The organism is Duganella sp. AC237 (assembly GCF_979254035.1).
Map to the genome: position 1 here is coordinate 4,654,954 of NZ_CEEDEW010000003.1, position 19,333 is coordinate 4,674,286.

At 59.5% G+C, this 19,333-nt stretch carries 21 protein-coding genes; 3 read left to right on the forward strand and 18 right to left on the reverse strand.

Features of this window, described 5'->3' with window-relative positions; genetic code table 11:
• Positions 1-54 precede the first annotated feature (54 nt).
• The 14 genes from AC0IYS_RS20665 to plsX all read right to left on the reverse strand — a co-directional run bounded on the left by AC0IYS_RS20665 (position 55) and on the right by plsX (position 12,779).
• Positions 55-465 carry a DUF4845 domain-containing protein gene (locus tag AC0IYS_RS20665; protein WP_471706953.1) on the reverse strand — a complete coding sequence of 137 codons (411 nt, stop codon included), beginning with the start codon at positions 463-465 and terminating at the stop codon, positions 55-57.
• Between the two features lie 46 nt (positions 466-511).
• A complete protein-coding gene (gene lepB / locus AC0IYS_RS20670) occupies positions 512-1,432 on the reverse strand; it encodes a signal peptidase I (RefSeq protein ID WP_471706954.1) in 921 nt (306 codons plus the stop codon).
• A complete protein-coding gene (gene lepA, locus AC0IYS_RS20675; protein WP_090314279.1) occupies positions 1,429-3,222 on the reverse strand; it encodes a translation elongation factor 4 in 1,794 nt (597 codons plus the stop codon). Before lepA ends, lepB begins: the two co-directional genes overlap by 4 nt.
• A 185-nt stretch (positions 3,223-3,407) precedes the next feature.
• Positions 3,408-3,656 carry a glutaredoxin family protein gene (locus tag AC0IYS_RS20680; RefSeq protein ID WP_471706955.1) on the reverse strand — a complete coding sequence of 83 codons (249 nt, stop codon included), beginning with the start codon at positions 3,654-3,656 and terminating at the stop codon, positions 3,408-3,410.
• 101 nt (positions 3,657-3,757) lie between these two features.
• Complete coding sequence (locus tag AC0IYS_RS20685) at positions 3,758-5,299, reverse strand: Do family serine endopeptidase (protein ID WP_471706956.1); 1,542 nt, start codon at positions 5,297-5,299, stop codon at positions 3,758-3,760.
• A gap of 146 nt (positions 5,300-5,445) precedes the next feature.
• Positions 5,446-5,784 carry an RseA family anti-sigma factor gene (locus tag AC0IYS_RS20690; RefSeq protein WP_471706957.1) on the reverse strand — a complete coding sequence of 113 codons (339 nt, stop codon included), beginning with the start codon at positions 5,782-5,784 and terminating at the stop codon, positions 5,446-5,448.
• 90 nt (positions 5,785-5,874) lie between these two features.
• Positions 5,875-6,477 (reverse strand): RNA polymerase sigma factor RpoE, encoded by a 603-nt coding sequence (gene rpoE / locus AC0IYS_RS20695; protein ID WP_471706958.1) that lies wholly within the window; start codon positions 6,475-6,477, stop codon positions 5,875-5,877.
• Between the two features lie 79 nt (positions 6,478-6,556).
• A complete protein-coding gene (locus AC0IYS_RS20700) occupies positions 6,557-6,985 on the reverse strand; it encodes a hypothetical protein (protein WP_471706959.1) in 429 nt (142 codons plus the stop codon).
• A gap of 173 nt (positions 6,986-7,158) precedes the next feature.
• Complete coding sequence (fabF, locus tag AC0IYS_RS20705; RefSeq protein ID WP_471706960.1) at positions 7,159-8,406, reverse strand: beta-ketoacyl-ACP synthase II; 1,248 nt, start codon at positions 8,404-8,406, stop codon at positions 7,159-7,161.
• Positions 8,407-8,437: 31 nt separating this feature from the next.
• Complete coding sequence (gene acpP / locus AC0IYS_RS20710) at positions 8,438-8,677, reverse strand: acyl carrier protein (protein WP_008449912.1); 240 nt, start codon at positions 8,675-8,677, stop codon at positions 8,438-8,440.
• A 154-nt stretch (positions 8,678-8,831) separates the two neighbouring features.
• Complete coding sequence (gene fabG / locus AC0IYS_RS20715) at positions 8,832-9,578, reverse strand: 3-oxoacyl-ACP reductase FabG (protein WP_471706961.1); 747 nt, start codon at positions 9,576-9,578, stop codon at positions 8,832-8,834.
• A 48-nt stretch (positions 9,579-9,626) separates the two neighbouring features.
• Complete coding sequence (gene fabD / locus AC0IYS_RS20720; protein WP_471706962.1) at positions 9,627-10,568, reverse strand: ACP S-malonyltransferase; 942 nt, start codon at positions 10,566-10,568, stop codon at positions 9,627-9,629.
• Between the two features lie 129 nt (positions 10,569-10,697).
• Entirely contained in the window at positions 10,698-11,702 is a 1,005-nt protein-coding gene (locus AC0IYS_RS20725) for a beta-ketoacyl-ACP synthase III (protein WP_471706963.1), read from the reverse strand.
• 15 nt (positions 11,703-11,717) lie between these two features.
• Positions 11,718-12,779 (reverse strand): phosphate acyltransferase PlsX, encoded by a 1,062-nt coding sequence (gene plsX / locus AC0IYS_RS20730; protein ID WP_471706964.1) that lies wholly within the window; start codon positions 12,777-12,779, stop codon positions 11,718-11,720.
• Between plsX and AC0IYS_RS20735 the strand changes: the two genes are divergently transcribed.
• Entirely contained in the window at positions 12,751-12,927 is a 177-nt protein-coding gene (locus AC0IYS_RS20735; RefSeq protein ID WP_177196599.1) for a hypothetical protein, read from the forward strand. The genes plsX and AC0IYS_RS20735 overlap by 29 nt on opposite strands.
• A gap of 38 nt (positions 12,928-12,965) precedes the next feature.
• On the opposite strand, the gene rpmF is transcribed toward AC0IYS_RS20735, so the two are convergent.
• Together rpmF and AC0IYS_RS20745 are read right to left on the reverse strand one after the other, a co-directional pair.
• Positions 12,966-13,148 carry a 50S ribosomal protein L32 gene (gene rpmF / locus AC0IYS_RS20740; protein ID WP_008449924.1) on the reverse strand — a complete coding sequence of 61 codons (183 nt, stop codon included), beginning with the start codon at positions 13,146-13,148 and terminating at the stop codon, positions 12,966-12,968.
• Positions 13,149-13,343: 195 nt separating this feature from the next.
• A complete protein-coding gene (locus tag AC0IYS_RS20745; RefSeq protein WP_471706965.1) occupies positions 13,344-13,841 on the reverse strand; it encodes a YceD family protein in 498 nt (165 codons plus the stop codon).
• A 136-nt stretch (positions 13,842-13,977) separates the two neighbouring features.
• Here AC0IYS_RS20745 and AC0IYS_RS20750 point away from each other — a divergent pair, with 136 nt between their 5' ends.
• Both AC0IYS_RS20750 and AC0IYS_RS20755 read left to right on the forward strand, forming a co-directional pair.
• Positions 13,978-14,619, forward strand: a complete 642-nt coding sequence (locus AC0IYS_RS20750) for a Maf-like protein (protein ID WP_471706966.1) — start codon at positions 13,978-13,980, stop codon at positions 14,617-14,619.
• 6 nt (positions 14,620-14,625) lie between these two features.
• Positions 14,626-15,351, forward strand: a complete 726-nt coding sequence (locus tag AC0IYS_RS20755; protein WP_471706967.1) for an SAM-dependent methyltransferase — start codon at positions 14,626-14,628, stop codon at positions 15,349-15,351.
• A 102-nt stretch (positions 15,352-15,453) separates the two neighbouring features.
• On the opposite strand, the gene AC0IYS_RS20760 is transcribed toward AC0IYS_RS20755, so the two are convergent.
• Entirely contained in the window at positions 15,454-17,646 is a 2,193-nt protein-coding gene (locus AC0IYS_RS20760) for a KAP family P-loop NTPase fold protein (RefSeq protein ID WP_471706968.1), read from the reverse strand.
• 397 nt (positions 17,647-18,043) lie between these two features.
• Complete coding sequence (locus AC0IYS_RS20765; protein WP_471706969.1) at positions 18,044-19,312, reverse strand: EAL and HDOD domain-containing protein; 1,269 nt, start codon at positions 19,310-19,312, stop codon at positions 18,044-18,046.
• Positions 19,313-19,333 lie beyond the last annotated feature (21 nt).

Here is a 19,333-nt window from a genome sequence, read left to right on the forward strand (position 1 = left end):
GTTTGATCGGTTCTGTGTGACGTCGTCTCGACGTTTTAAATTAATCGGCTGGCGTTATTGATCGATTTTTGCCGTCGCCGCCGGCAGGCCGGACTTGGCGGTCGTGCCCTGGTATTCGAGCAGCAGGCTGGCCGGTCCGACCAGCGGGATTTTCTTTTCGTACGCGAAACTCACTTCCATCTCGCCGTTTTCCTTGCCGATGACCAGATCGCGGCCGTTGATCGAGCTGATGTACCCGGTCGTGGCACTGGCGTCGAACGCCTTCTGGATCTCGACCACCGAATTGCCGCCAACGGACTTGGCCGTGACGATGGCGTTCTGGATCGCCCGGTATTCGGTGTAGGTCGGCACGATCTTCAGCCCCAGCACGCCGACAAAGCCCAGTACGGCCAGGAGCAGAATCAGTCCCACCAGCGAAATACCCTGCTGCCTTGCATGCTTCCCGTGCTGACGAACTGATTGCATGTTAGTCCCTTTCGGCCCGCCTTGCGCTCAACAACCTTGCCGGCGATTACTGGATGCTGCCGATGCGGCGCAGATTCCCCAGGTTCATCCAAACAAAGAATGCTTTTCCAACAATGTTCTTATCAGGAACGAAGCCCCAGTAGCGGCTGTCGAGGCTGTTATCGCGATTATCACCCATCATGAAGTAGTTACCCTTCGGAACCGTGCATGTGAAACTGTCATAGGTGTAGGTGCACGACTCGTCCTTGAACGGGAACTGCTGCACTTCGGCCGGGTTCAACGTCGGCGCGCGTTCGTTGTTCAGAATGCGGTGGGTGACGCCGGTCAGGCCTTCCTGGTACTGCTTGTTGTAGACCAGGCGCTCGTCGTCCAGGTAATCGTCCAGCGCGGTGTACTTTATTTCCACGCCGTTGACCGTCAAGCGCTTGTTGGCATACGTGATCTTATCACCCGGCACGCCGACCACGCGCTTGATGTAATCCTGGCTCATGTCGCGCGGGTATTTGAAGACCATCACGTCGCCGCGTTGCGGATCGTTGATCTGGATGATCTTCTGGTTCAGCACCGGCAGGCGGATGCCGTAGGTGAACTTGTTCACCAGGATCAGATCGCCCACCAGCAGGGTCGGCACCATCGACGACGACGGGATCTTGAACGGCTCGTACAGGAACGAGCGCAGGAAGAACACCAGCGCGATGACCGGGAAGAAACTGCCCGAGTACTCGATCCACACCGGCTGGCGCAGGATGCCGGCCTCGATCGCGGCGCGGTTGCCGGTGTTGTCGACCTTGATGCCGTCGGCGGTCAGCTTGGCGTTGCGCGCGTCGTACTCGGCCAGCGCGCGGTTGGCGGCGGCGCGGCGCTGTTTGGCCAGGTAAAACACGTCGAGGAACCAGATCACGCCCGTGATGACCATCAGCACGAACAGGATTAATGCGAAGTTACCCAAGATCACTTGCAGGTTCATTTATCGTCCACTTGTAAGATTGCCAGGAATGCCTCTTGTGGAATCTCGACCGAGCCCACTTGTTTCATGCGTTTTTTACCAGCTTTTTGCTTCTCGAGCAGCTTCTTCTTCCGGCTGATGTCGCCGCCGTAGCACTTGGCCAGCACGTTCTTGCGCAAGGCCTTGACGTTTTCACGCGAGATTACGTTGACACCGATGGCGGCCTGGATCGCCACGTCGAACATCTGGCGCGGAATCAGTTCGCGCATCTTGGCGGCCACCTGGCGGCCCCGATAGGCCGAGTTGGAGCGGTGCACGATGATGGCCAGCGCGTCGACCTTCTCGCCGTTGATCAGCATGTCGACCTTGACGACGTCGGAGGCGCGGTATTCCTTGAACTCGTAGTCCATCGAGGCGTAGCCGCGCGAGGTCGACTTCAGCTTGTCGAAGAAGTCGAGCACGATCTCGCCCATCGGCATTTCGTACACCAGTTTGACCTGGCGGCCGTGGTAGGCCATGTCCATCTGCACGCCGCGCTTGCCGATGCACAGGGTGATCACCGAGCCGACGTATTCTTGCGGCATGTACAGGTTGACCGTGACGATCGGTTCGCGGATCTCGTTGATCTTGGTCGGTTCCGGCATCTTCGATGGATTGTCCACCTTCAGGATGCTGTTGTCGCGCATGACGACCTCGTACACCACGGTCGGGGCCGTGGTGATCAGGTCCATGTCGAATTCGCGCTCCAGGCGCTCCTGGACGATCTCCATGTGCAGCAGGCCGAGGAAGCCGCAGCGGAAGCCGAAGCCCAGCGCCTGCGACACTTCCGGCTCGTACATCAGCGCGGCATCGTTCAGTTTCAGCTTTTCCAGCGAGTCGCGCAGCGCGTCGTACTGGTTGGCCTCGACCGGGAACAGGCCGGCGAACACCTGCGGCTGGACTTCCTTGAAGCCCGGCAGCGGCGCGGCGGCCGGACGGTTGGCCAGGGTGACGGTGTCGCCCACCTTGGCGGCCTTCAATTCCTTGATGCCGGCGATGATGAAGCCCACCTGTCCCGCCGACAGCTGCGGCAGCGAGACCGAGCGCGGCGCGAAGATGCCGACGTCCTCGACTAGCTGCAGCGAGTCGGTCGCCATCAGTTTGATCTTGTCTTTAGGTTTCAAGGTGCCGTTGATCACGCGCACCAGCATGACCACGCCGACGTACGGGTCGTACCAGGAATCGACGATCAGCGCTTGCAGCGGCGCGTCCGGGTCGCCCTTCGGCGGCGGCACCTTGGCAATGATCGACTCGAGCACGTCTTCGACGCCCAGGCCGGTCTTGGCCGAGCAATGGACCGCGTCGCCGGCTTCGATGCCGATCACGTCTTCGATTTCGGCGATCGCGGTCGGCGGATCGGCGTTCGGCAAGTCGATCTTGTTGAGCACCGGCACCACTTCGACGCCCAGGTCGAGCGCGGTGTAGCAGTTGGCCACGGTCTGGGCTTCCACGCCCTGGGAGGCGTCGACCACCAGCAGCGCGCCTTCGCACGCCGACAGCGAGCGCGAGACTTCATACGAGAAGTCGACGTGGCCGGGTGTGTCGATCAAATTCAGGTTGTAGACCACGCCGTCGCGCGCCTTGTATTGCAGCGCGGCGGTCTGCGCCTTGATCGTGATGCCGCGTTCGCGCTCCAGATCCATCGAATCGAGCACCTGCGCCTCCATCTCGCGGTCGGACAGGCCGCCGCAAAGTTGAATGATGCGGTCTGCCAGGGTCGATTTACCGTGGTCGATGTGGGCGATGATGGAAAAATTGCGTATGTTGTTCATTAACAAATATTCAAAAACGGGGGTGAGACGACGGGCGCGCGTGGAACTTCATCCTGTGCGCAATACAAAAAAAGCGCTCCGAGCGGGGCTGGAATGCCCTGGCGAGCGCCTAATGTAGCTAACCCCGCATTTTACCGGATTTCAGAGGGGAAAGGCCGACTTCTGCAATGCGGCATTTATTTTGCTTATTTATTGAGCAATGCCAGTACGCGTGGCTCGTCGAGGAAGTAGTGGCACAGCTCGGGTTGGGACAGGTCGGCGTACAGCACGGGCACCAGCTCGTCGAAGCGGGCCAGCAAGGTGGGGTCGTCCGAAGTGTCGATGTCGATGACGTCAACGGTGAACGGGCGCGACGGCGTTTGCAGGCGCAGCAAAGCGTCCAGCATGTCCTGGCAGAGGTGGCAGTAGCTGCGGGAGTAGAGGGTGAAGTGCATGGAGATCGAAACCGTTCAACCCGCACCCCACGGACGTGGGGTCGGACCCCTTGGGGTCCGCCCCCCGGGTTGGCCGGGGGGTTGGCGGGCGGCGCGGCCGCTTACTTCTCTTTCGCCGCTGCGCTTGGCCGCAACGAAATGAACTGCGTCGCCTCACCACGGCGCACCAGCAGCACCGACGGCTTCTTCGGATCGAGCTTGGCCACCAGCGCATTGAACTGCTTGGCGTCCTTGATCTCGCTGTTGTTCAACTGCAGAATCACGTCGCCCTCCTGCAGGCGCGAAGCCACGCCCTCGGCCGATTCGACTGCCGCACCGCCGCTGACGCCCAGCGCCTTTTTCTGGTCCGCCGTCAAATCGCTGACAACCAGGCCCAGCGCGTTGGGTTTGCCTTGCGCTTCAGGCTCGGCCTGCTCACCCTTGCCCTTGCCTTTGCCCTTGGATGCCTTGGCGCCCTTCTCCGCCTCCAGCTCGGCCACCACCACCGGCAGGTCGATCTGCTGACCTTTGCGCCATACCGTCACGGTCGCCTTGCTGTTGATGGCGGTACCGCCCACCAAACGCGGCAGGTCCGACGAGCGGGTCACCGCCGCGCCGTTGAACTTCAGGATGATGTCGCCCGACTTGATGCCGGCCTTGTCGGCGGGACCGCCCGGCTCGACCAGCGACACTTCGGCGCCCTGCGCATTCTTCAAGCCCAGCGATTCGGCCACTTCCTTGCTCACTTCGCCGATCTGCACGCCGATGCGGCCGCGCGTGACCTTGCCCGACTTCTTGAGCTGCTCGGAAACGCGGATCGCCTCGTCGATCGGCACCGCGAACGAGATGCCGTTGTAGGCGCCGGACAGGGTGGCGATCTGCGAGTTGATGCCGATGACTTCGCCACGCATATTGATCAGCGGGCCGCCCGAATTACCGGGATTGACGGCCACGTCGCTCTGGATCAGCGCAAGGTAGTCGCCGGTGTCGCGCTGCTTGGCCGAGATGATGCCGGCGGTAACAGTGTTTTCCAGGTTGAACGGGGAGCCGATGGCGATCACCCATTCGCCGACGCGGATCTTGTCCGAGTCGCCCATGATCAGGAACGGCAACTTGTCGCCCTCGATTTTCAGCACGGCGACATCGGTGCGGGCGTCGGCGCCCAGCACCTTGGCCTTGAACTCGCGCTTGTCGGTCAGGGTTACGAACACCTCGTCGGCGCCCTCGACCACATGGGCGTTGGTCATCACATAGCCGTCGGCCGACAGGATGAAGCCGGAGCCGACGCCGCGCTGGACCGGCTCTTCCGGCGCCTGGCGGCGTCCGCGCGGATTGCCCCTGCCCGGGGGCGTAGCCTTGCCGCCGGGACCGGGCTGGGGAATGGCGCCGCCGAAGAAGCGGCGCAGGAATTCCTGCATTTCCTCGTCGCCGAGCTCCTCGCCGCGGCCGCCCTGCTTCACCACCTCGGTGGTGCGGATATTGACCACCGCCGGGCCGACCTTGTCGACCAGGTCGGCGAAATCGGGCAAGCCCTGCACGGAACCGGTGACCGGCGCGGCCGCGACGGCGGGCGCCATGCCCAGAAGGGCCGGAGACATCCATACGCTTGCGCCGATGAGCAGCGCGGAAAGAGTTTTACTACCAGCAGTGATATTGTTTTTCATGGAAAGTATCGGTCTCTATAAAGTTCTTGGATGCGTTTAACCACCCAGTAGCGCCAGGCGTTATGGGTGGTTAGCATACATGGTAAGCGAAAAGTCGCCCGCCAGCTTGCCCAAAGTTATTATAAGAGTATGTGACCGCCTTTGGCTTAAGGCAGAATTACGTCGGCCCGCGATTCCGGATAGTCCTCGGACGGCGGTGGGGCGTCGAACGGCGGCGCGGCCGGATCGCCGGCGCCGGACGTGAACGGGGAAATCTCAAGGGCCGGCTCGGCGGCCAGACGCTCCGCCAGCGCCGCGCTGAAGCCATCGCTCAGGGTGCCGTCGGCCTCATCGCGCAGCACGTCGCCGGTCAGGTGGTAAGCGCGCCAGGCCGCCTGCCCGTCCGCAGTGTCGAGGGCGGCGAATGCCAGCTCCCGTTCGCTGTGCGGCAGTTCACCATCGGCCAGCGCCGAGATGTTTTCGTGCAGTCTTTTCTGGGTATCCATCGCGTATCCCGCCATCTTAAAACACATCCGCCCTGGTGCCGCCTAGTCGACACTTTCCGGACGCCAACAACAATTGCCATCATTACTGCCTTACCAGCGCTTGTCAATCGGCATGTCCAGTAAAGGCTTCAATTTTTCGGCGATGACTTCGCGGGCACGGAATATGCGGCTGCGGACCGTACCGATGGGACAGGCCATGATGTCTGAAATCTCCTCATAGCTCAATCCCTCGATCTCGCGCAAGGCGATCGCGGTCCGCAAATCCACAGGCAAGGCATCCATCGCCGCATTGACCGTCTGCGCGATCTGCTTACTTGCCAGCATGGATTCCGGCGTATTAATGTCGCGTAAATGCTCTCCATCGTTAAAGGCTTCCGCTTGTTCCGCGTCCGCTTCGGTCGACGTGGGCGTACGGCGGCCCTGCGTCGCCAGGAAGTTCTTGGCGGTATTAATGCCGATGCGGTACAGCCACGTGTAGAAGGCGGAATCGCCGCGAAAATGCCGCAACGCCCGATACGCCTTGATAAACGTCTCTTGTACCACATCTTCAGCCTCGGCCGGGTCGTGTACGATACGTGACAGCAAGCGCATCAGGCGGCGTTGGTACTTCGCCACCAGCATGTCAAACGCCTGCTTGTCACCGGCCCGGACCCGGTCGACCAGCATCTGGTCACACTCACGTTCTGTCGTCACTCCTGCATTCCTCAGTGGCCTGCAGCATCACCAAATCTTATAGTCATATATGCTATAGAGTTAGCCCGCTGCAAGAAGTTCACAGTGTTGGCGTTTTTATTTCAGTGCGTCCAGCAACGGAACGGCACGCCAGCGACAGCGCACGCAGCTCAGGCCGCGTTACACCATCGGGCAGCACCAGCACCCACCGCACCTTGCCGTCATCGCCACCCAGGCGCAACAACAAGATGCCCGGCCACAAGGTCGACCCATCCAGCAGGCGCAGAATCGTCCCTGGCTCTTGGTATACCGCCAGCCGAAACCGGCCGACACCTGATATATCAAGCTGCAGCGCGAAACCGCAGGGACGCCCCATCACCCAGCCGAGCACGCCGGCCAACACACACAGCAGCGGCGCCAACACGCCCGGACAGACGGCGCCCGACATCGTCACGCAACTACACAGCCCGGCATGCAACAGACGCAGGCCGGCCGATGGGCGAATGATGACGGACACCGCAATCGACATGACGGCAGCACCACAAAACGCGTACACAAAAAAATAGGGGGAAACAACACAGCTTGGAAGCGCCAGCGCTAGGCTGGGCAATTCTGGCGCTGGCGAATGCCAGCGCCGAATCCTCGCTCACTTTGGTTGGACCAGGTGAGCCCGGATTTAGTTCAACGCGAAGTCAAACTTTTTTACATTTTACCGAACAGCAGACTGCCGTTGGTGCCGCCGAACCCGAACGAGTTCTTCAGCGCGTACTCGATCTTCATCGGACGGGCGACATTGGCACAGAAGTCCAGGTCGCACGCGGGGTCCTGGTTGAAGATGTTGATGGTCGGTGGCGACACCTGATGGTGGACCGCCAGGACCGTAAACACCGCTTCCAGACCGCCGGCGCCACCCAGCAGGTGGCCGGTCAACGACTTGGTCGAATTGACCACCAGCTTCTTGGCATGGTCGCCGAAGGTGCGCTTGATGCCCTGCACCTCGGCCACGTCGCCCTGCGGCGTCGAGGTGCCGTGCGCGTTCACGTACTGCACCTGGTCGGGGTTGACACCGGCGTTGCGCAACGCGGCTTGCGCCGACTTGCTGCCGCCGGCGCCGTCTTCCAACGGCGAGGTCATGTGATACGCGTCGGCGCTCATGCCAAAGCCGAGCAATTCCGCGTAGATCGTGGCGCCGCGCGCCTTGGCGTGTTCGTACTCTTCGAGCACCATCACGCCGGCGCCCTCGCCGAGCACGAAGCCGTCGCGGTCCGTGTCCCATGGACGGGACGCGGTGGCCGGATCGTCGTTACGCGACGACAGCGCCTTGGCCGAGGCGAAACCGCCCAGGCCCAGCGGCGATATGGTCGATTCCGCGCCGCCGGCCACCATCACGTCGGCATCGCCGTACTCGATCAGGCGAGCGGCGGCGCCGATGCAGTGCAGGCCGGTGGTGCAGGCCGTCACGATCGACAGGTTAGGGCCACGCATGCCGTACTTGATCGACAGGTTACCGGAGATCATGTTGATGATCGACGCCGGCACGAAGAACGGGGAGATACGGCGCGGACCGCGCTTGTCGTAGTCTTCCTTCTGCTCTTCGATCATCGGCAGGCCGCCGATGCCGGAACCGATGATGACGCCGATGCGATCGGCGTTGTCTTCGGTCACGACCACGCCCGAATCCTGCACGGCCTGGATACCGGCCGCCATGCCGTAATGGATAAACGTATCCATATGGCGGGCTTCCTTGGCCGTGATGTAGTCCTCGATATTGAAGCCTTTGACTTCACCGGCAAAACGGGTGCTGAAAGCTTGCGCGTCAAACTTGGTGATGGTGGCTATACCGGATTTGCCTTCCAACGCCGCCGCCCACGTGTCGGCAACGTTGTTGCCGATCGGGGAAACGGCGCCCAGGCCGGTAATGACAACACGACGGTTTTTAGAACCTCTCAAGCGATTCTCCTAAAGTCGATCGGGCGGTAAATCAGGCCTTGACGTGTGCAGTAGCGTAGTCGATCGCTTGCTGTACGGTCGTGATCTTTTCTGCTTGTTCGTCAGGGATTTCCATTTCGAATTCGTCTTCCAGGGCCATTACCAGCTCGACGGTGTCCAGCGAGTCAGCGCCCAGGTCGTCGACGAACGAGGATTCGATTTTGATGTCTGCTTCGGCGACGCCCAGTTGCTCAGCGACGATTTTCTTAACGCGTTGTTCGATATCCGACATGTTATGGCTCCATTTGTTTGTTACGGAAAGCGCGCATTTTATCAGGTTTGCGCACTGAAAAACTAATTTCGATGTCTGCCGCTAAATTACTGCAAACTCTTTCGAAATCACTGGTAAAAGACGGGAATCGGCATTTTAATCATGCCCAAACCCATCAATTCATGTACATACCGCCGTTGACGTGCAGGGTGGTACCGGTAATATAGGCCGCTTGCGGCGACGCCAGGAAGGCCACCGCCGCGGCGATGTCCTCCGGCTTGCCCAGGCGCGCCAGCGGAATCTGCGTCAGCAGCGCCGCGTGTTGCTCTTCGCCCAGGGCCTTGGTCATGTCGGTGTCGATGAAGCCCGGCGCCACACTGTTGACGGTGATGTTGCGGCTGCCGATCTCGCGCGCCAGCGCGCGGCCCATGCCCTCGACGCCGGCCTTGGCGGCGGCATAGTTCATCTGGCCTGGATTGCCCGACGACGCCACCACCGAAGTGATGTTAATAATACGCCCAGTTTTCGCTTTCATCATGCCGCGCAGTACCGCGCGCGACAAACGGCCGACCGACGTCAGGTTGGTGGCGATGACGCTGTCCCATTCCTCGTCCTTCATGCGCATGGCCAGCTGGTCCTGCGTGATGCCGGCGTTGTTGACCAGGATGCCGACGGCGCCGAAGGTTTTGCCGATCTCGTCGATGACGGCCGCGCAGCGCTCGGCATCGGTCACGTTCAGGACCATGCCCTTGCCCGCCTCGGCGCCGAACTCGGCCAGGTAGGCGCTGATCGCCTCGGCGCCCGCTTCGGTGGTGGCGGTGCCGATCACGCGCGCGCCCTGGCGGGCCAGCTCTTGCGCGATGGCCTTGCCGATGCCGCGCGATGCGCCCGTGACCAGCGCGACTTGATTTGCTAAATTCATGGTTGTCCTTCTACGTAAATAACGAGTGTCTTTGATTTGGCTTGCCGCTTACTTGAGCGAGGTCAAGATGCGGTCCAGCGAAGCCTGATCGGTGATGGCGTCACCCACCAGGGCGGCGTCGATGCGCTTGGTCAAGCCCATCAGCACCTTGCCCGGGCCGCATTCGACCACCTGGGTGATGCCTTCGGCGGCGACTTTCTGCATCGTCTCCACCCAGCGCACCGGCGCGGCGGCCTGGCGCACCAGCGCGTCCTTGATGGCGGCCGGATCGTTGAGCACGGCGACGTCGACGTTGTTGATCAGCGCGATCTGCGGCGCCGAGAAGTTCAGGTCGGCCATGTAGTCGCGCAGGCGGTCCGAAGCGGGCTTGAGCAGCGACGAATGGAACGGCGCCGACACCGGCAATTTCATGGCGCGCTTGGCGCCCTTGGCCTTGGCGATTTCGCAGGCGCGCTCGACGGCGGCGGTTTCACCGGCGATGACCACCTGGGCCGGCGCATTGAAGTTGACCGCCTCGACCACCGAACCCGGCGTGGCGGCGACCGCCTCGGCGCAGGCGGCGCGGACGTCGTCGTCCGACAGGCCCAGCACCACGGCCATCGTGCCCTGCCCGACCGGCACGGCTTCCTGCATGGCTTGCGCGCGGAAGCGCACCAGCGGCACGGCGTCCTTGAACGCGATCACCCCGGCGGCGACCAGCGCCGAGTATTCACCCAGGCTGTGGCCGGCGACTATCGACGGCACCGGGCCGCCGGCGGCGATCCACGCGCGGTAGGTGGCGACGGCGGCGGTCAGCATCACCGGCTGGGTATTGGTGGTCAGGTCCAGCTCTTCCTTGGGACCTTCGGCCATCAGTTTGCCCAGGTCGAAGTTCAACGCGTCCGATGCCTCGGCGATGGTCTGCGCCACCACCGGGTTGCCGGCGAAGCCGTCCATCATCGCGATCGCTTGCGAACCCTGGCCTGGAAATACAAAAGCAAATTTAGTCATTACGTCATCCATCTCATTGATTGATCTCGTTAATTGGCCGCTACGCTAGCATGCAATGATGACCGCACCACTACCGTAGAGCCCGTTAGAGTTCTAATTCTAATTTACGCGCAAGAACAAGCCGGAGCCTTAGCGGGCGCCCAGGTCGTCGGTGATGCGGGCCAGCACGGCGCCCCACGTGAAGCCGCCGCCGACACCTTCCATCATGATGTTCTGGCCCTTTTTGACGCGGCCGTCGCGCACGGCGGCGTCCAGCGCCAGCGGGATCGACGCGGCAGAGGTATTGCCGTGCTGATCGACGGTCACCACCATCTTCTCCAGCGGCAGTCCCAGCTTCTTGGCGGTGCTGTTCATGATGCGGATGTTGGCCTGGTGCGGAATCAGCCAGTCGATCTGGTCCTGCGCCATGTCGGCTTTTTCCAGCGCCTCGTGGGCCACCTTCTCCAGCACCGACACGGCCAGCTTGAACACCGCCGGGCCGTCCATGTACAGGTAAGCCTCGCCGGCCACCGCGCCGCCGAACGAATCGGGCATGCACAGGATGCCGGAATGGCGGCCGTCCGCGTGCAGCGCGGTGGCCAGGATGCCCGGTTCTTGCGACGCGGTCAGCACCACGGCGCCGGCGCCGTCGCCGAACAGCACGCAAGTGGTGCGGTCGTTGAAATCGAGGATGCGCGAGAACACTTCCGAGCCGATCACCAGCACGTTCTTGTTCATGCCCGCGCGGATGAAGGCGTCGGCGGTCGACATCGCATAGACGAAGCCGCTGCAGACGGCCTGCACATCGACGGCCGCGCCGTTGTTGGTGATGCCCAGCTTTTGCTGGACGACGCAGGCGGTGCTGGGGAAGCTGCCGAAGAAATCGGGGGTCGAGCTGGCCAGGACGATCAGGTCGATATCGTTGGGTTGCAAGCCGGCCATGTCGAGCGCGCGCTTGGCGGCCTTGACGGCCAGGTCGGACGACTTCTCGCCCGGCTCGGCGAAGTGGCGCGCCGAGATGCCGCTGCGGCTGACGATCCACTCGTCCGAAGTCTCGATGCCCTTCGCGGCGAGCTGATCGGTCAGATCCTGGTTGGTGACACGCCGCTCAGGCAGATAGCTGCCGGTGCCGATTATTTTGCTGTACAAAGTCATGCCGTCTACCATCCACTAAATAGTTGAGCTTGGTACTTCCGGGGTTTCCGTGTTGCGTGGCATGAGTTCGGCGATTAACGTCGAAATGTGCGGCAACACATCATTTTTTGCAGCATCATACGCCCGCTTGATCGCCCACTCGAAAGAATATGCGTCGGCGCCGCCGTGGCTCTTGAACACCAGGCCGCGCAAACCGAGCAGGCTGGCGCCGTTATAACGCGACGGCGACAGGCGGGCCTTGATGTTGTTGAGCGCGCCGCGGCCGAGCAAGGCGCTCAGCATCGTCAGCGGGGTGCGTTTGAATTCGGTCTTGACGGTGTCGGCGAAGAAGCGCGCCACGCCCTCCACCGCTTTCAGGGTGACGTTGCCGACGAAGCCGTCGCAGACGACGATATCGGTGGTGCCCTTGAAGATGTCGTTGCCTTCGACGTTGCCGTAGAAGTTCAGCGCGCCGCGCTCGTGGTCGGCCTGCAGCAGCTTGCTGGTGGCCTTGACCACGTCGTTGCCCTTGATGTCCTCGGTGCCGACGTTGAGCAGGCCCAGGGTCGGGCGCTCGATGTTTTCCATGGCCGACACCAGCACCGACCCCATGATGGCGAACTGGTGCAGGTGATGCGGTTCGCAATCGACGTTGGCGCCCAGGTCGAGCATGTAGGTCGGACCGCCCTTCTGGTTCGGCATGATGCTGCAGATGGCCGGACGGTCGACGCCGGTCATGGTCTTGAGCACGTAGCGGGCCACGGCCATCAGCGCGCCGGTGTTGCCGGCCGAGACGCAGGCCTGGGCGCTGCCGCCCTTGACTTGCTCGATGGCCACGCGCATCGACGAATCCTTCTTGCGGCGCAGCGCCACTTCCAAAGGGTCGTCCATGGTGACTTGTTCGGATGCATGCACGACGGACAGGCGCGGATGCGCGTCGGCGTGATGTTTTTTCAATTCTGCGCGGATAACGTCTTCCAAACCGACCAAAATCAGTTCAGCATCGGGTTCGCGTTTGACGAAGGATAGTGCTGCGGGGATGGTGACCGATGGACCGTGATCTCCGCCCATGCAGTCGATAGAAATTTTGATTGTCATTGTTTTGATTCAGTACCACGCTCCAGCCCTTGTCTGGGCAAGCTGCGGCAAGCGGCGGACCACTGAAACCCAGGTCTACGCGTTTCAAAATGACGGTGTGCAAAAGAGGATTGCAGCCGATGAAAAAAGAAAAAGCGATGCTTCATAAGACAGCACCGCCTATTCCGGGTCCAGCAAAAGCGTCGATTACTCGTCGTTTTTGGTTTTCAGGACTTTACGGCCACGATAAAAGCCGTTAGGGCTGATGTGGTGACGCAGGTGGGTTTCACCGGTGGTTGGCTCGATACCCAGTTGTGGAGCTACCAGGAAATCGTGCGAACGGTGCATACCGCGCTTCGAAGGGGACTTCTTGTTCTGTTGAACTGCCATGTTAATGACTCCTAATACATAAGTTCTAAAATTTTAACACATTCGACCAGCAAATACATGCGAATCGAGTATCCTGCCGGCAAAACGGAACCGGCATAGTTAAACTGAGATTTACTACATTGCCCTACTGACTTGCCATACTCGACTACAACACGTGCGTGGCACGTACTTTACGTACTACATATTCGGTCTTGCTTATTCGGATTTGAGGCCCTTGAGGGCGTCGAACGGCGAGATCTTCTCGCTTTTCGCCTTGTCCAGCAGGGCGTTGTCGGGGCAGACATCATGTTTCGGCGTATGCGGCAGGGCCAGCAGCGCTTCGTCTTCCACCAGATCCGCCACCGCCATGGTGCGGCTACCGACGATCACGTCGATCGTTTCGTCGTCGATCATTTCTTCGATTTCATCCGCCTGCTGATCGTCCTTACCCAGCATCAACAGCGTCGACGAATCGATGGTGTGAGCGTATGGGGTCAGGCAGCGCTGGCAGACCAATTGCACGGTGCCGGCGACCGACAGCTTCAGCTGCGGGAAGCCCATCTTGCCGGTGCCTCCTTCGACCTTCCAGGTGATAGCGCCCGAGGTATCGGCACAATCCTTGATCAGGCGGGTCATTTCGGCAACAGGCGTCACGCCTTGCTGGCTGCCGTTGCTCCGACAGAACTCAAAAGCGTCGATGACAATAGCATTCATTACAGAAAATTCCCCGGAAAACCTGCGATAATAACAGGGTTTTCGGCACCAAGTCAAAGCCTGCGCGGCTTTTTCCTGTTTTTCGTCTTTTTCCGTCGCTCTTCAAGCCGGCGACAGAGCATATAACATTCCCCCTATGACATCAAGCGCAACCGCTCAAATCGCCGCACAACGGCTCGTTTTGGCCTCCAGTTCGGCCTATCGCAAGGAATTATTATCACGGCTACAACTGCCGTTCGAGGTTGCCGTGCCCGACATCGACGAGGCGCCGCTGCCCGGCGAAACCCCGAGCGCCACAGCGCTGCGCCTGGCACGCGAAAAGGCGGCCGCCGTGGCCGCCAAGCTGCCGGGCTGTATCGTCATCGGCTCCGACCAGGTCGCCACGCTGGACGACGAGCAGATCGGCAAACCGGGCAACCACGCCAACGCGCTGGCGCAGTTGCAAAAGATGCGCGGCCGTGAGGTGGTGTTCCACACCGCGCTGTGCGTCTGGGACGGCCGCGTGGGCGATCCGGCGGCCGCCGCGCAAGTGGAGGACATCCGCACCGTCGTCAAATTCCGCGACCTGCCCGACGCCGAGCTGGACGCCTACCTGCGCATCGAACAGCCGTACGACTGCGCCGGCAGCGCCAAGAACGAAGCGCTCGGCATCGCCATCCTCGAACGCATCGACAGCAGCGACCCGACCGCCCTCACCGGCTTGCCTTTGATCGCGCTGACAGGCATGCTGCGCAAGATTGGCGTCTCCTTTTTCAACACTTCATCACACAACACCTAGATTGATATGCCCGGCACCCTCTTTTTAATACCGAATACCTTGGGCGAGACTGAAGCGCTCTCCTCCGTCCTGCCCGAACAGGTGCAGCAGATCACGTCGCAACTGGATTACTTCGTGGCGGAGAACGCCAAGACCGCGCGCGCCTTCCTCAAGCTGGTTAACGCCAACCACCCGCTGGCCAAGCCGCTGCAGGAAATCACCATCTCCGAGTTGAACGTCAACACGCCGGCGGCCGCGCTGGCCGGCCTGCTGGCGCCGCTGCTGGCGGGGCGCGATGGCGGGTTGGTCTCGGAGGCCGGCGTGCCGGCGGTGGCCGATCCCGGCGCCGACCTGGTGCGGCTGGCGCATCAGCACAATATTCCGGTGCGCCCGCTGGTGGGGCCGTCGTCGCTGCTGCTGGCAGTAATGGCGAGCGGCCTGAACGGACAGAGCTTCGCCTTCAACGGCTATCTGCCGACCGACGCAGCGCAGCGCGCCACGCGGATCAAGGAGTTGGAGACACGCTCGCGCAAGGAAAAGCAGACGCAGCTGTTTATCGAAACGCCGTACCGCAACGCGGCGATGCTGGAAGCGCTGGTGGCAGCGTGCGCCCCATCGACTTTGGTCTGCGTGGCGACGGATCTAAGCCTGGCATCGGAAACGATCCGCACGATGACCGCCGCCCAATGGAAAAGCGCCAAGGCGCCGGATTTCCACAAGAAGCCCACAGTGTTCTTACTGTTGGCGCAATAAATATAAGGGGGTTTTACAGTCAAAAGAATGAAGAAACCACATAGCAGACCAGATACACTTTCCAGCTTTCGCTCAATAAAAACGCCAACTACTGACCGAGGCTTAAGATGTCATCTGGTCCGCAATCGCTTGCCCAATTTTTTTACGAGCGTGCGCCTGTTCCGCTATCATACGTACCCAATCATCATTCGAGATCAAACTCACTAGCCAGCCATACTCTTGACTGAGAGTAGACTCATTTATTCTTGTTATCAAAGCCACTGCATCATCAACCAGCCCAAACATTTGCAGATCATTAAGCGGACTATTTTTAATGAATACTGACAGAAATTCTTTCAATCCGTCTTCAGTTGAACATATTTCTCGTACTGCCTGAAATACTTCACCGTATGAACGATTGAAGTCCCCTAGCCGATAAAGTATTTCGTGCATATTAGATTCTTTGACTAGGGAACCGTCGCCAACCTTTTTGCGCACCCTTTCTGACCAACGACTAACAGCTTGATCTACAGCATCAAAGTCCGATACAAGCTGTTCACCGACAGCCCTTTCCAGCGTAGCCCCCATTACCCACTTCCCCTGTTCGGCAACGGCATCTAGCAGGACGTTTACTGTTACAGAAAGTGGAGCAAGTTCGACAATTTGAATTAATGCCGCCGCTCTAACATCGTTCGGACTGTAACGAAGTATTCGCGATAAAACTTTAGAGAAAACCCGCGCTAATTGCGCATTCCAGCTGGAATTTTCCACCACGCTCGATGAAAACAGCGCTAGAATAATCAGAATTTGAGGCGAATCGATCCCAGAACATGATGGAACATAGGCATATGTCCACTCAAGGGTCGCCTCAAGCCCTTGTAGATCCTCAGCATCAAGCGCTTGTTGCAACCTTTCTGAATCTCTCAGTAATGCGTGAATTGAGGCCACTTCAGGCACGGAATCCAACGAAGTCATTCTAAAATAACGCGCGAGCCTGTTGGACGAGAGCATACGCAACTCATCGTCAGGCGTCCCGCGATTTTGATCATACTTTCCAAAAATAAACTTGAGCGCTTTTTTTACTTTTGCATGCTCGCCCTCATCCGGCGGCAAACCTTTTTCCCAAGAGGGGTCATCCTTAGCGGAACTACTCCGATCGTACGCCCAAGCCGCCCAATCAGTATCTGTGTATTCCGCCACATCCACGTCAAATGGCATACCAACATAATCTGAAGGATGCCTATGAACTCTCTCCCTAATTGAAGGAAAGCGCAAAGATATTGCTTCAAATACGAGAACGTCGCAAATGTTCACCTCGTTTCTTGTAGCCGGAATACTCAACATTAAACGATTTGCAAGGCGTACCACGTCTCTTGGCTGCCGCATAAGACTTGCCGCAAGCTTAATAGCGGAGGGGTATCGAGCACTCTCGTAGTCCCTAACAGGCACACTCATGCTAATCAGCAGGTCACCAATCGTTTTATCCACGAATTGGGTCATTTGAAATTGAAAAAGTGGCGGGATCGGATAAGCGACCTGCACGATTTTTTCGAGATAGGAAAGTCCTTTTGTGTCATCGCTGTTACCCAGAGCATGGGCGACTACCGCTCTATCATAAGCGAGGACATAAGTAGTTCTAGGGAAGTCCGCAACAGCCTTGATCGTTTGTACTAGCGCCTTAATTTCTTCAGGTGGCAGGCGGTCCAAATCGTCAACGAACACAATAATAGGCCGACCAACATCATTTAGCGCATCTAAAACCTCCATTTTTTTTCTATTTATATCGAGCTTAGGCAGCGTCGACCGCAGCTCCTTCAATATTGAACCTGCACTCTCTGCCGCAGCGTTAGCAGAATCAACTAGCCCTGCACTATCTTCTGCAAGGTGGCCGATCCATCCGAGACCAGGCGCGTACTTGAAGTATTTTAGATGCTTCAAGTGCTTAAGAAGACTGACATACCCGATGAGTTTTTCGCCTGCTTCAACGCCCTTTTCCAGGCTTGCAGAATTGACGCAAAGCGCGGATGCCATTTGCGTAATTAACGCTTCAACTAACGCTCCTGTGCTACTGATCAACCACGGATTGAACTCAACAATGATCGGCGACGCGCCTGACTCAGTTATATCGCTGAGACATTTCCTTACGAAGCCGAGGACTGTGCTTTTCCCAGATCCCCAATCACCCTCAATGCCAACAACCAGCCCATCTTGGCCGCTGACGGAAAGAAGCGCATATGCAAGAGATCGAGCGAAGTCAGCGCGCCCCAAAGCATCGGTGTCACTAGGACGATCAGAACTAAAGGTGAGAGAAGGCATGGCAATTGTTGAGTAATAAAGCAAAAGATGGTGCGGCGTACGCAGGATTCATCGGTTAACTATCCATCTACCCGACTCGGATCTTCGGAAGGGTCATACAATTTGGCGCTGATAAACCGACAATTGGCTCTGGCCAGTCACATAAGCGATTTTAGTTATGATGTGTATATCGCCGCGCGCAGATAATTTGTAAGCGTTGCCTTTGAAAGGCCGCCAAGAGGGCTTTTGTCCTTGTACAAATATTAGATTGTCAGAGTCCCTTGGAGTGTTTCACGGGCAAGGTCTTATCCAAAACCATGCCGCCAGCCAATGTATCACCCTTGTGATACGCCACCTGCGCTAAGTCATTTTACAAGGCGGGCGCAAGTCGCGGAGATAACGTGGGAAGACGCTAGCACTAAAACCCGCGCGTATATTCCGTCACCCACTCGATCGCGGCCAGCTGTATCGCGTACAGATCGGACGGCCTGAGCGACATCTGGCTCAGCATCTGCGCCAGCACTTGCCCTTCCCGCCCGTGCTCGATGTGCTCGATCAGGCTGAGCATGCTGCCGTAGTCGCCGCCGCGATGCAGCAGCGCCGCCCTCACCTCGTCGAGCACGTTCACGCTCTCGAGCACGTCGCGCATCTGGATCGAGAACAAGGTGTCCATCAACGACATCACGCCCACAGTGAAGCCGATATCGGCGCTGACCCGCTGCCCCGGCCGGAGATGCTCGACCATCAGCTCGAGCGTCTTGCCGCGCGTGGTGGCTAGCTGCAGCAACGGCGACGTGAACTCCTGCGCCCCCGCCCCCTTCACATACAGCAAAATCTGCAGCCAGCGCTTGAGCTGGCGCCGGCCCAGCACCATCAGCGCGTGCCCCACGGAATTAATGCGGTAACGCGTGCCGACCGCCGGCGTGTTCACCAGCCGCAGCAAATTCAACGTGATCAAGGCGTCGTGCTTGACGCTGCTTTCGATTTCATGACTGCTGGCGTCGGCATCGAGCAACTCCAGCAGATGCAGCACGCTGCGCTGCGACGGCGAGATCTTCTTGCCGCTCAGGATCACCGGGCGGGCGAAATAATATCCCTGGAAATACTCGAAGCCAAGATCCATGCACTGACGGAATTCCTGGACCGTTTCGACCTTTTCGGCCAGCAGCTTTTGCTTGGGGTTCTTCAGCACGCGGGCCAGCGCCGGCAAGGTGCCGGGCTGCATGTCCTGGATGTCGACCTTGATGACGTCGCACAACGCCTGCAGCTGTTTCACGTCCTCGGTCGCGCCGATGACGTCGTCGAGTGCGAAGCGGAAGCCGGCCTGCTTGAGCTCGCGAATGCGGTCGAGCACGTCCGGCGTGGCTTTGACGGTTTCGAGGATTTCGAGGATGACTTTGTCGTTGGGCAGAAAGCGGATGAAATCGCTCATCAGCCCGACACCGTCGACGTTGACGAAGGCCATCTGGTCGCCGACCACGTGGCCCATGCCCAGCTCCGACGCGTGGGCGATCACGGTGGCCGTCGCTTCGGCCTGGTCGGTGATATTGGCGGCGTTATTGGTGTGCGCGTCGCGAAACAGCAGTTCATAGCCGACCAGCCGCTGCCCCCGGTTGAGGATGGGCTGGCGGGCCAGAAAGAAGTTGTCCGCAAGCTTGGACGTCGGCAGCTCCGGGGCTGTCATCATTCATTTCCCAATCTGCGATGG